The 13,135-nt window shown below is 33.5% G+C and carries 12 protein-coding genes; all 12 read left to right on the top strand.

The window, feature by feature from the left end; all coding sequences use genetic code 11:
- Positions 1-65: 65 nt before the first annotated feature.
- From DICTH_RS03975 to DICTH_RS03920, 12 genes are read left to right on the top strand one after another with little or no spacing between them, the layout of a single operon-like run.
- Entirely contained in the window at positions 66-1,232 is a 1,167-nt protein-coding gene (locus DICTH_RS03975; protein WP_012547043.1) for an MFS transporter, read from the top strand.
- Between the two features lie 28 nt (positions 1,233-1,260).
- Positions 1,261-3,444 carry a RelA/SpoT family protein gene (locus DICTH_RS03970; RefSeq protein WP_012547884.1) on the top strand — a complete coding sequence of 728 codons (2,184 nt, stop codon included), beginning with the start codon at positions 1,261-1,263 and terminating at the stop codon, positions 3,442-3,444.
- Positions 3,441-3,911, top strand: coding sequence for a D-aminoacyl-tRNA deacylase (dtd, locus tag DICTH_RS03965; RefSeq protein WP_012547149.1), 471 nt, complete (start codon positions 3,441-3,443; stop codon positions 3,909-3,911). Before DICTH_RS03970 ends, dtd begins: the two co-directional genes overlap by 4 nt.
- Positions 3,908-5,158, top strand: a complete 1,251-nt coding sequence (gene hisS / locus DICTH_RS03960; protein ID WP_012547501.1) for a histidine--tRNA ligase — start codon at positions 3,908-3,910, stop codon at positions 5,156-5,158. The genes dtd and hisS overlap by 4 nt, the downstream gene beginning before the upstream one ends.
- Before the next feature lie 36 nt (positions 5,159-5,194).
- Positions 5,195-6,976, top strand: coding sequence for an aspartate--tRNA ligase (gene aspS, locus DICTH_RS03955; RefSeq protein ID WP_012547814.1), 1,782 nt, complete (start codon positions 5,195-5,197; stop codon positions 6,974-6,976).
- Entirely contained in the window at positions 6,977-8,206 is a 1,230-nt protein-coding gene (locus DICTH_RS03950) for an NAD(P)-dependent malic enzyme (RefSeq protein ID WP_012548661.1), read from the top strand.
- Positions 8,203-9,501, top strand: a complete 1,299-nt coding sequence (locus DICTH_RS03945) for an adenylosuccinate synthase (RefSeq protein WP_012547048.1) — start codon at positions 8,203-8,205, stop codon at positions 9,499-9,501. The genes DICTH_RS03950 and DICTH_RS03945 overlap by 4 nt, the downstream gene beginning before the upstream one ends.
- A gap of 2 nt (positions 9,502-9,503) precedes the next feature.
- Positions 9,504-9,974 carry a tRNA (adenosine(37)-N6)-threonylcarbamoyltransferase complex ATPase subunit type 1 TsaE gene (gene tsaE / locus DICTH_RS03940; protein ID WP_012547879.1) on the top strand — a complete coding sequence of 157 codons (471 nt, stop codon included), beginning with the start codon at positions 9,504-9,506 and terminating at the stop codon, positions 9,972-9,974.
- Positions 9,956-10,651, top strand: a complete 696-nt coding sequence (gene tsaB / locus DICTH_RS03935; protein WP_012548349.1) for a tRNA (adenosine(37)-N6)-threonylcarbamoyltransferase complex dimerization subunit type 1 TsaB — start codon at positions 9,956-9,958, stop codon at positions 10,649-10,651. Before tsaE ends, tsaB begins: the two co-directional genes overlap by 19 nt.
- Positions 10,629-11,102, top strand: coding sequence for a ribosomal protein S18-alanine N-acetyltransferase (gene rimI, locus DICTH_RS03930; RefSeq protein ID WP_012547504.1), 474 nt, complete (start codon positions 10,629-10,631; stop codon positions 11,100-11,102). The genes tsaB and rimI overlap by 23 nt, the downstream gene beginning before the upstream one ends.
- A 9-nt stretch (positions 11,103-11,111) precedes the next feature.
- Positions 11,112-12,116: a tRNA (adenosine(37)-N6)-threonylcarbamoyltransferase complex transferase subunit TsaD gene (gene tsaD, locus DICTH_RS03925; protein WP_012547201.1), complete on the top strand. Its 1,005-nt coding sequence runs from the start codon at positions 11,112-11,114 to the stop codon at positions 12,114-12,116.
- On the top strand, positions 12,113-13,135 hold the full coding sequence (locus DICTH_RS03920; protein ID WP_012548094.1) for a lysylphosphatidylglycerol synthase transmembrane domain-containing protein: 1,023 nt from the start codon (positions 12,113-12,115) through the stop codon (positions 13,133-13,135). Before tsaD ends, DICTH_RS03920 begins: the two co-directional genes overlap by 4 nt.

Here is a 13,135-nt window from a genome sequence, read left to right as displayed (position 1 = left end):
ATAAATTTTATAAACAAAAGAGTATAATATTAAGAAAAACCAAAAATCAACAAGGAGGAATAATAATGTGGAACGTAATAATTACTGGAATTACTAGCTTCCTCACAGATATTAGCTCAGAAATGTTTTATCCTCTAATCTCCTTCTATCTACTAGCTTTAGGAGCTGGCCCAGCTATCTTAGGCTTAGTTGAGGGACTAGCTGAAAGCATAGCCTCACTTTTAAAAGTATATTCAGGATATATTTCAGATAAAATTAGAAAAAGAAAACCAATTACGATCTTAGGATATAGTTTATCAGCCTTGGCAAAGCTTTTCTTATATCTCGCAAACAGTTGGATTGGGGTTTTCATAGGAAGAATCTCAGACAGATTTGGCAAAGGGATAAGAACAGCCCCAAGAGATGCTATAATCGCCGAGTCGGTATCTCAAAATCGCGGAAGAGCTTTTGGACTTCATAGAGCCATGGATACTTTGGGAGCTTTTATAGGTGTATTAATATCTATTTTTATAATAAAAAGTATAAACTTAACAGAAACAGGAAATAACCTTGCGGATTATATTCCAACTTTCAAGAATATACTTTTAATAAGCCTTATACCAGCTGTGCTTGGAGTTTTAGTATTATTTCTTGTCAAAGAACCCAGCCTTCATAAAAAATCAGAAGAAAAAGAGAGGATAAAATTTCAGTGGAGATCTTTGGATCGAAAATTAAAAAATTTCTTGATCTTTTCTTTTATATTTACTCTTGGGAACTCATCAAACCAATTTCTATTTTTGAGATCTAGAAATCTTGGGGCCTCACTGTTAGACGTTCTTCTTTTCTATCTTTTATATAACCTTGTTTATGCAATTTTCTCTTATCCTGCAGGCTTTCTCTCCGATAAAATAGGCAGAAAAAAAATTATAATCTTGGGGTATGCCTTCTATGGACTTGTATATTTAGGATTTGGAATAAATTCAAAACTAAGCTATCTATGGATATTATTTGGCCTCTACGGACTTTACAATGCTTTCACAGAAGGGATTGAAAAAGCCTTAATTTCCGATCTATCTCCAACGCATTTAAGAGCAACTACCATAGGCCTTCATGCAACTTTAGTAGGAATAGGATTATTTCCAGCATCCTTTATAGCAGGACTTTTATGGAGTACATTAGGTCCTCAAGCTCCTTTTATTTTTGGAGGAATAATGGGTATAAGTGCAGCTATAGGACTGATGTTTATTCTGTAAGATGTTGTTGTATAATTAATAAAATATCATGAAAACCGAGGATGCACTGTTACAAGAATTATTAGAAAAAGGAAAAGAAAAATATTCTTCCGAGAATCTGAAGAAGGCCTTTATTTTTGCTGAAAATGCCCACAAAGGGCAGATGAGAAAATCTGGCGAACCTTATATAACTCACCCTGTGGAAGTTGCAAAAATACTTATGGACCTGGGAATGGAAGAGACCGTTATAATTGCTGGACTCCTTCATGACGTACTTGAAGATACCAAAGTACCCAAAGAAGAAATTGAAAAAGAATTTGGAAAAGACGTACTCTCACTTGTGGAAGCAATAACCAAACTGGAAAAACTGAGCTTTTATCCCACCGAAGCCTATAGAGCACAAAACCTAAGAAAAATGTTCATAGCAATGGCAAAGGATATAAGAGTGATAATAATAAAACTTGCTGATAGACTTCACAATATGCAAACTCTTCAATATCATGACGAAGAAAAACAAAAAAGAATTGCCAAAGAAACTCTTGAGATATATGCTCCCCTTGCTCATAGACTTGGTGTATGGGATATTAAGTGGAGATTAGAAGATCTTGCCTTTAGATATTTAGAGCCTGAAAAATATCATTACGTTGCTAAAAAAGTAGCAGAGACAAGAAAAGAAAGAGAAAAATTTATTGAAAAAGCAATTGAAATAATAAAAGAAGAGCTAAAAAAGACAGGTATAAATGCAGAAGTAACAGGTAGAGCTAAACATTTATATAGTATTTATCAAAAGATGTTACGAAGAGGAATCGAAATAGAGGAAATGTATGATCTTTTAGGAGTAAGAGTAATAGTTAACTCTGAAAAAGAATGCTATGAGGTTTTAGGCATAATTCATAATCTTTGGAAACCCGTTCCCGGAAGATTCAAAGACTATATCGCCAATAAGAAATCAAATAACTACCAATCTTTACACACAACTGTAATTGCTATGGATGGAAAGCCCTTAGAGGTACAAATAAGAACATGGGAAATGCATCGAGTGGCAGAATATGGAATAGCAGCTCACTGGCTCTACAAAGAAGAAATTAAAAAACCTGATTACTTTGAAGAAAAATTATCATGGCTGAGACAACTTCTTGAATGGCAAAAAGAATTAGCCGATGACCAAGAGTTTCTTGAATCTATAAAGAGCGATCTTTTTGAAAGAGAAATTTATGTTTTTACTCCCAAAGGGGATATCATTGCTCTACCGCAAGGATCTACTCCTATTGACTTTGCATATGCTATACATACTGAAGTTGGTCATAGATGTCGAGGGGCAAAAGTAAATGGGAAGATAGTACCTTTAAATTATGTCCTTAAAAATGGAGATATTGTGGAAATAATAACAAGCAAAGAAGAAGGTAAACCAAGCAGAGATTGGCTTAATATAGTAAAAACAACTCAAGCCAAAAACAAAATCAAACAATACTTTAAGAAAATTGCAAGAGAAGAGACCATAGAGAAAGCTAAAGAACTTTTGGAAAATGAGATAAAAAGAAATGAAGATTGGTTAAGGGAATTTCTACAAAAAACAGAAATAAGCCTAAATGATTTAATCGAACATCCCTTAGGAAAATCTTTCTTAAGCGAAAGCGGTTTTAAAGAGGTTGAGTCATTCCTATTAAGTGTTGGGACAGGAGACATTACCCCACAACAGTTTATTGAAAAATTTAAAAGAGAATACAAAAAAGAATTAGTAGTTCCCATCTCTTTCGAGGAGAAGCGAGAACAATTAGTAGAAGGAGTCGAAATTTCAGGACTTGATAATATAATGATGAGAATAGCTGAATGCTGTCATCCAATTCCAGGCGATAAAGTAATAGGATACATCTCAAAAGGAAGAGGGATTGTAATTCACAGAATAGACTGCCCTAATTTAGTAAACTTAAAAAAGACCCATCCTGAAAAAATCGTACCTATAGAGTGGCAAAAAATTAAAGGAGGAAAGTATAAAACTGGAATAGAAATAGAAGCTATAGACAGAGTAGGACTACTTAAAGATATAATTGAGAGAGTTGCTCAAGCAAGAATTAATATATTAGACTTAGCCACAAAGGTTGGAAAAGATGGAATAGCAAGAATTAAACTTATTGTTGAGATTGACAATCCTCCTGCATTTTATTATCTTATGGAAGAGATTAAAAAATTATCTGACATTATCTCTGTAAGAAGACTACAAGAGTTTAGATGAAAGCCGTAATACAAAGAGTAAAAAGGGCCTCAGTAAAAGTAAATGGAGAACTTATAAGTCAGATTTCTAAGGGACTTCTTATTCTTCTTGGAATAGGTAAAAATGATGAAGAGGAAGATATAAAAATACTTGCAGATAAAATAGTTGACTTGAGAATTTTTTCCGATGAAAATGGAAAAATGAACTTAAACATTAACGATATAAACGGATCGGCCTTAGTAGTATCTCAATTTACTCTTTTTGCTGATTGCAGAAGAGGAAAAAGGCCGGACTTTACAAATGCTGCTGATAAAGAAAAGGCTTTAGATTACTACAAAAAATTCGTTGAGTATTTAAAAAGTAAAATTGGAGACGTAAAAGAAGGTGTATTTCAAGCATATATGGAAGTAGAACTGATAAATGATGGACCTGTAACTATTATTTTGGATACTGAAGAACTTAAAAAACCAAGGAGGAGAAAAGAATGAATTTAGGAATCCCAAGAGGAGTACAAGATATACTTCCTGATGAAACGCCTTTTTGGCATTTAATTGAGAATACAGCCAGAAATCTTTTTGAAAAATATAACTATGAGGAAATAAGAACTCCCATATTTGAATTTACAGAACTCTTTATCAAAGGCACTGGCGAAACTACTGACATAGTAATGAAAGAGATGTATACATTTCAGGATAAAAAAGGAAGATCTTTAACTTTAAGACCTGAGGGAACTCCTGGAGTTATTAGAGCCTATCTTATGAATAAAGTATACGCAACAACGCCAATATGGAAAGTTTATTACATAGGACCTATGTTCAGATATGAAAGACCTCAAGCAGGAAGATATAGGCAATTTCATCAATTAGGAGTTGAGGTATTAGGTAGAAAAGATCCCTACATCGATTTTGAGATTATAAACCTAGCCATAGAGTTTCTTAAAACTTTAGAACTTGAAAACCTAGAAGTTGAAATAAATTCATTAGGTTGTACTAAATGTAGACCAGCTTATAGAGAAGCACTTAAAAATTACTTTTCCCAATACAAAGATATTTTATCTCATATAGATCAAGAGAGACTCGAGAGAAATCCTCTTCGAATCTTAGATTCAAAGGACGAGAAAATTATACCCCTCAAAGAGAATGCTCCTCAGCCCTTGGATTTTTTATGTGATGATTGTAAAAACCACTTCGAGAAAGTACTCAATTATATGAAAGAGGCAGATTTAAGCTTCAAAATAAGCCCAAAACTCGTAAGAGGCCTTGACTATTATACTAGAACTGTCTTTGAAATAACCACAACCTCCCTTGGAGCACAAAATGCCGTTGTAGGTGGAGGAAGATATGACAACTTGGTAGAAACTTATGGTGGACCTTCAACACCAGGGCTTGGTTTTGCATTAGGCATAGAAAGATTAATACTTCTTTTAAAACAACAAAATAAAATTAAAATAGAAAGACCATCACTTATTTTTATTGCTATAGAAAAGGAAAAATATGTAAAAAAAGCTATGGAAATAGCAAAAACTTTACGTACAAATTACAGAGTAGAGATGGGCTCCCCTGAAGAGTCTTTGAGAACTCAGCTCAAATGGGCAGACAAGCTCAATTCTGACTACGTTATTTTTGTAAATCAAGGAATAGAAAATAATATTTTAAAAATTAAAAATTTTAAGACAGGAGAAGAAAAGGAAATCAAAATTAAGGATATTAAAGAATTACAACATATTGTGTTATAATTACAAAGAATTTTCAAAAAGAAAGGTGGGCTTGCATTGAGAAGGACTCATTACTGTGGGGAGATTAACATTAAAAACGTAGGAGAAAAAGTATCATTAAGTGGTTGGGTACATAGAATAAGACATCATGGTGGTTTGATATTTATAGATCTGAGAGACAGAAGTGGAATTGTTCAATTAGTCGTAGATCCAGCCATATCCCAAGAAAGCTACAACATTGCTGATACATTAGGCAACGAATGGGTTATATCTGTGGAAGGAAAGGTTAGAAAAAGACCTGAAGGCATGGAAAATCCTAAAATTCCTACAGGAGAGATAGAAATCGAGGTAGAAAAAATAAATATAGAAAACCCATCAAAGCCACTTCCCTTTAATCTATGGAGTAACAAAGAAATAGATGAAACAGTAAGACTTAAATATAGATATTTAGACCTAAGAAGAGATAAAATGCAATCTAATATAATATTTAGACACAATTTTATCTTAGCAATAAGAAATTTCTTGGCTCAAAATGGATTTATAGAAATTGAAACACCATATCTCATAGTAAGTACCCCTGAAGGCGCAAGAGATTTTATCATTCCAAGCAGACTTCAACCAGGAAAATTTTATGCTCTTCCTCAATCTCCCCAACTTTTTAAACAGATCCTTATGGTATCAGGTTTTGATAGATATTTCCAGATTGCTAGATGTTTTAGAGACGAAGATTTGAGAGCAGATAGGCAACCAGAATTTACACAACTTGACATGGAAATGTCCTTTGTAGAGATAGAAGATATATTTAACATAATAGAGAATCTCTTTAAAACCACACTAAAAAATTTAATGAATATAGATATAACGGTCCCTTTCCCAAGAATCACCTACGAAGAAGCAATGAATACATACGGAAGTGATAAACCCGATCTGAGATATGACCTAAAGATATCAGACGTTACTGAGATTTTTAAAAACCTTCCATTAGAATTTATTAGGTCTACTCTTGAGAAAAACGGAGTAATAAAGGGAATTATCTTAAAAAACATCGTACCATCAAGAAGAGAATGGTCTATTATTGAAAATAAAGTCAGGGAACTAAAAGGAAAAGGCATTATGTGGTTTACTTATACTGACGGAGAACTGAAATCTTCTATAAGTAAATACTTAGATGAAAACACTAAAAATAAGCTAATCGAAAATCTTAATCTTAGAGAAGGAGATTCTTTCTTCTGCATTGCAGGAGAATGGAAAGAGGTAGTTAAAATACTTGGTACTCTTAGACTTGAAATAGCAGAACTTTTCAATATAGAAAAGAAAGAAGGACTTTACTTTCTATGGGTTACCGATTTCCCTTTATTTGAATACGATGAAGAAGAAAGAAGAATTGTTGCAGAACATCATCCCTTCACTTCTCCAAAAGATGAAGATATACCACTATTAGATACTGATCCTTTAAAAGTGAAAGCAAAGTGCTATGACTTAGTTTTAAATGGAACAGAGCTTGGAAGTGGTAGTATAAGAATACATAAAAAGGAGATTCAAGAAAAAGTATTCAATATTCTGAATATAACTCCAGAAGATGCTAAGAAGAAATTTGGATTTTTACTTGAAGCCTTTGAATATGGGGCACCCCCTCACGGAGGAATAGCATTAGGTATAGATAGAATTATAGCAATCTTAACTAAGTCTAATTCCTTAAGAGATGTGATAGCATTCCCCAAAACCCAAAGTGGCACCTGCCTACTTACTGGTGCTCCTTCGGAGGTTGATTCTAAACAGTTAGAAGAAGTACATATACGTGTAGTCTATCCAGAGGAAAAGAGAAAAGAGGAGGAATAAATGGATATCTACCAGGAATCTATTAATCTCCACAGAAAGCATAAAGGAAAAATAAAAATAGAATCAAAGATTCCTTTAAGAGATAGACATGATCTATCCTTAGCTTATACCCCTGGAGTTGCGGGGGTTTCAGAAGAGATACACAAAAATAACGAAGAAGTTTATGATCTAACTATTAAAGCAAATACTGTTGCAGTAGTAAGTGACGGATCTGCAGTTCTAGGCTTAGGAAATATAGGTCCTTTAGGGGCTATACCAGTTATGGAAGGAAAGGCCCTACTTTTTAAAAAATTCGCAAATATAGACGCTTTCCCTATCTGTTTGAATACCCAAGATCCAGAGAAAATTATTGAAGTGACTTCTACAATAGCCCCAGTATTTGGAGGAATAAATTTAGAAGACATAGCTGCTCCTAAATGTTTTTTAATCGAGAAGAGACTAAAAGAAATCTTAGATATTCCTGTATTCCATGATGATCAGCACGGTACAGCAATAGTCGTATATGCTGCCCTAATAAATGCACTAAAGCTTGTAAATAAAAAGATTAACGAAATAAAAATAGTAATACTTGGGGCAGGAGCTGCTGGAATCGCCATTACTAAGCTTCTTTTAAGAGAAGGAGCAAAAAACATAAAACTCCTTGATCGAAATGGAATTATTTATCCTGGAAGAAAGGAAAACATGAATGAAATAAAAGAAGAAATAGCAAGCATAATTAATCCCGAAGGAGAAAAGGGCGACCTAAAGGATGCCCTTAAAGAAGCCGATGTATTTATAGGTGTTTCGCAAGCTAAACTTTTTCCTCCTGAATACATAAAATTAATGAATAAAAATCCTATAATATTTGCAATGGCCAACCCTATTCCTGAAATTATGCCTGAGGACGCAAAAAGAGAAGGAGTAAAAATAATAGGTACTGGTAGATCGGACTATCCAAATCAAATAAATAATCTTCTGGCTTTCCCAGGAGTATTTAGGGGAGCTTTTACAGTAAGAGCAAGAGAAATAAATGATGAAATGAAAGTAGCAGCCGCAAAAGCCATTGCATCCTTAATAGAAGAACCCCAAGAAGATTATCTTATACCTTCTCCTCTTGATGAAAGGGTAGTACCAGCTGTATCTTTTTCTGTGGCTAAAGCAGCTATAGAAACAAAAGTAGCCCAAATTATAAAAGATGATACTAAAATAATGGAAGACATAATGAAAGCTTTAGGAGGCGAAGAGAAATGAACAAAGAAAAAACTCTTGTGGTTATAGGCGCTCAATGGGGAGATGAGGGAAAAGGAAAAATCATAGACCTTATATCTCAAAATGCAGACGTAGTAGTAAGATTCAATGGAGGAAACAACGCAGGTCATACTGTTATAGTAGATGGAAAAACCTATAGATTTAGACTTCTACCTTCTGGAGTAATATCTCCAAAAACTCTAAACATAATAGCTACAGGAGTAATAGTAAATCTTAATGGACTTTTGGAAGAAATAGAGGAAGCTGAAAAGAATGGTTTATCCATAAGAAATCTGTATATAAGCGATAGGTCTCCTTTAGTTTTACCTTACCACATATTGCTAGATAAGTTTTATGAGGAAAAAAGAGGGAACAAAAAAATAGGAACAACTGCAAGAGGAATTGGCCCTGCATATACTGATCATTTTTCAAGAGACACTATCCACGTAGGAGATCTCTTAGATAAAGAAGTCTTTAGAGAGAAGCTAGAATATATTTATTCTCTAAAAAGAGCCATTCTCTCTTCAGATTTTATGTTACCTTCTTTCGAGGAGATTTACAACTCTCAAATAGAAGCCTTTGAAAAACTCATGGAAAAAAGAGTTGTTGTTACCGACACCTCAAAGTTAATATATGATAATATCAAAGCAGAAAAAAGAATCCTATTTGAAGGAGCCCAAGGAACTTTGTTAGATATAAATTTTGGTACTTATCCCTTTGTAACTTCCTCTTTCACCATCTCTGGCGGGGTTTGCGTTGGAGCTGGACTACCTCCTCAATGTATAAACAAAATTGTGGGAGTTATAAAAGCGTACACTTCAAGAGTTGGTGAAGGGCCTTTTCCAAGCGAAATAACCGATGAACTAGCGGAAATTATAAGAGAAAAAGGACAAGAATATGGCACAGTTACAAGAAGACCACGAAGAGTAGGATGGCTTGACTTTGTAGCTTTAAGATATGCCAAAAGGATTAATGGTTTTACAGACCTCGCCATAACTAAGCTTGATGTTTTAAGTGGATTAGATAGAATAAAGTTCGTCATAGCCTATAAATATAATGGAAAAATTATTGAGGAATTTCCATCTTCTCTCAATATCCTTGAAAAATGTGAACCTATAATTGAGGAAATTTCAGGATGGAAACAACCCTTGAAAGGTATAAAAAAATATGAAGAACTTCCAGAAAATGTTATTAGGTACATAGAAAGAATTGAAAAAGAACTCGAAACAAAAGTTACAATAATAGGTACAGGTCCCGCAAGGGATGAAGTCATACTCTTAAAAGATCTCTGGGAATAATCATGGAATTCTTGAGTAAAAGTCCTTCAGAAACTAAAAAACTAGGTATGACTCTAGGAGGTATTTTAATTCCAGGGGATGTACTAGCATTGATAGGAGATTTAGGAAGTGGGAAAACCACTTTTGTACAAGGAATTGCCCAAGCACTAAGCATAAATATACCTGTAAATAGCCCTTCTTTCTTGATAATGAAGGAATATAAAGGAAAATATAATATGCTTCATGTAGATGTATATAGATTGAAAGTTCCAGAATTAGAGCTAGAAAGTATAGGTTTTGAAGAGTATTTAAATAGCGATTTTATTATAGTTATCGAATGGGCAGATAAAATTGAGAAAATACTGCCGAAAGAGTATATGGAAATTAATTTTGAGCACATAGATTTAAACGAAAGAAAGATAAAATTTAAACCTTACGGAGACAGATATAACACTTTATTACAGGAGTTAAAAAAATGTTTATTCTTGGAATAAACACTGCCTTTGAAAAAAGCAGTATAATACTATGGAAAGATAACAAACTATATGAGTTATTTTATTCTACTGATTCAAAAACTTATGGTGAAACTCTATTAACAAACCTTAAAACTTTACTAGATATATCAGGTTGGAAATTAGAAAATATTGAGCTCTACTCTATAATAAGAGGTCCTGGATCCTTTACAGGCCTTAGAATAGGAATAGTCGCGATAAAAACTCTCGCCCAGATCTATAAAAAACCTATAGTAGGAATTTCTTATTTAGAATGCCTGGCATATCAGACTCCATTTTTAGGAATTAAAGTACCTATAATGCCTGCAAGGAAGGGAGAACTCCATGCAGGTTTCTATGATACCCAAAATGAAAAAATATACGAAGAAGGAATCTATACCTATGAAAATTTTATAAGCTTAATAAATACTTTGAAGAACAAACCTATAATGATAATAGGAAAGATAAATGAAGATATCAAAGCTTTAATACCTAAAGATGTTATAATCTCTTCCGAATATCAAAATTCCCCCAGAGGTGAGACCATTATTCATCTCTCTCTCGAGAAATATAAAAAAGGAGAAGTGTGGAATTACATAAATCTCCTTCCCGATTATAGACAGAAATCCAGTGCTGAGATTAATTGGGAGAGAAAAAATGCAAACCCAGAGAAAAAATAGTGAGCTTTCTATAGAAATAAGACCCATGAAATTCGAAGATATCGATCAAGTAGACGAGATAAATAAACTTTCTTTCTCAAACCCATGGAGCCGAGAAAGTTTTGAAAGAGAACTTTCCTCAAATAGAATTGCTCACTACTTTGTAGCAACATATGAAAATAAAGTGGTGGGTTTTGTGGGGCTTTGGATAATCTTTCAAGAAGCCCAAATAACTACAATAGCTGTACACCCTGATTATAGAGGAAGAAAAATCGGTGAAAAACTTCTTGATTTTGTGATAGACTATTGTGAAAGGCAGTCAGTTAAAAACATAATTTTGGAAGTGAGAGTCTCTAATACGATTGCCCAAAATTTATATTACAAAAAGGGCTTTAAAAAAATTGGAGTAAGAAAATGGTATTACAAAGATGGAGAAGATGCCCTCGTCATGGTAAAAAAATTAATACCTTAAGGTGAAAAAATGATTACTCTTGGCATTGAGACTTCTTGCGATGAAACTAGCGTAAGTATATTAGAAGACAGTAACAAAATATTAAGTAATATTGTGTCTTCTCAAGTGGAGATACACAAGACTTTTGGTGGAGTAGTACCTGAGGTAGCCTCAAGAATTCATGTAGAAGTGTTAAATAGACTTATGGATCTCGCTTTAAAAGAAGCTGATAAAGACTTTAAAGATATAGATCTAATATCGGTAACTTATGGACCTGGTCTTATTGGTGCGTTATGGGTAGGAATAACAGCAGCAAAAGCTCTCTCTCTTGCTCTAAAAAAGCCCCTAGTAGGAGTAAATCATCTTGAAGGACATATTTTTGCAAACTTCCTAAGAGATGATCCTCCCTCTTTTCCTTTTATTGCATTAATAGTATCAGGAGGACATACCGAATATATTCTCGTAGAGGATGTTGGAAAATATAGAATTCTTGGTCAAACTCTTGATGATGCAGCAGGTGAAGCTTTTGATAAAGTAGCAAGGATACTAGGTCTAAATTATCCAGGAGGACCAGAAATCGATAGAATATCAAAAACAGGAAAATCTATATTTAGTTTTCCTAAAATAAGATGCGACAGAGAACTAGACATAAGTTTTAGTGGTATTAAGACTGCAGTTTTATATCTTGTAAGAGACCTCAAAAAGGAAAATAAAGAAATACCTGTCGCAGATATTGCAGCCTCTTTTCAAGAAAGAGTTGTTGAAGAGTTATTAGAAAGAGCTATGATAGCATTAGAAAAATTCAATATAAAAACTTTAGTGGTATCAGGAGGCGTTGCCTCTAATAGTTATCTCCAAAAAAGATTTAAAGAAGAAAGTCAAAAAAAAGGTATAAAGTTATACATTCCACCCCCCTATTTATGTACCGATAATGGGGCTATGATTGCTTGTGCAGGTTATCATCTTTACCAAAAAGGATACAAAAGTGATCTATCTCTTGAAGCAAAACCAGACCTTTTATTAGGTGAAAGATGAGGGAGTTAAATAACACTATAAAATCAGGATTGAAAATATCATTGATCATAACTATAATCGTCTTCCTTATAATTCTCTTTTTAACCACAGATTCGAGGACATGGCATGCCCTTAAATCTATAAACGGAAAATATCTAGTATATGTTATCTTATTAAACATATTAAGCTGGATATGGTCTGGAATTAGATATAGTATCTTAATCCAGGGCATAGAGGGAGCTAAACTGAATCTTTTAGAAGCATTACAGATTCATTTGTCGTATTACTTCGCAGCGAGTATTACCCCTACCTCTGCAGGTGGAGAACCCTTGGAAATCTATCTTCTGTCCAAAAAGAATATTAAAGTCGGACAAGCTACGGCTTTAAGTCTTTTTAGATATGTGATAAACACACTTACTTTTGCTCTTGCTTCCCCTTTAATAATATATTTCTATTCTTATCTCTTCCCTCAAAATATAATTAGAAAATTGGTGCAATATAGTGCCATACTCTTTCTAATGGTAGTAGGGCTTTTTCTCTTTGCTTTATTTAAACCAAGACCAATAATCCGATTACTATCTTATGTATTAATAAAACTAAGAAAAATCCCTTTCTTAAGAAAAATCCATCCATTCAAAATACTAAGAGTAGTAAACAAAACTGTAAGAGATTTTCACAACACTTTGTGGTCTTTCTTAAAAGAAAAAAAACTTACAATTTTAGGATTTTTCCTCTTTAACCTTCTTTCCTGGATCACTTATTTTCTTATTGCTCCTGTACTTATGAGTGCATTTAATTTACAAGTTAACTATATATCTGTAGTTTTGGTACAAGTACCAATCTTTTTCATGATGTTTTATGTGCCCTCCCCTGGAGGCAGTGGAGCCATAGAAATTCTCCTTTCTCTTGCTTTTGCCCCATTTGTACCTAAATATATTTTAGGAATATTTATAATCCTCTGGAGAACTCTTACTCACTATTTAACATTGCTTGTTGGAGCAATTGTGTTAGTATATATATTGGGTATTAAAAATTGGTAA

Origin of the sequence: Dictyoglomus thermophilum H-6-12 (assembly GCF_000020965.1) — a bacterium.
GTDB classification, from domain to species: domain Bacteria; phylum Dictyoglomota; class Dictyoglomia; order Dictyoglomales; family Dictyoglomaceae; genus Dictyoglomus; species Dictyoglomus thermophilum.
Note: the sequence above shows the minus strand (reverse complement) of the source record. Positions and strands in the feature narration are given on the sequence as shown.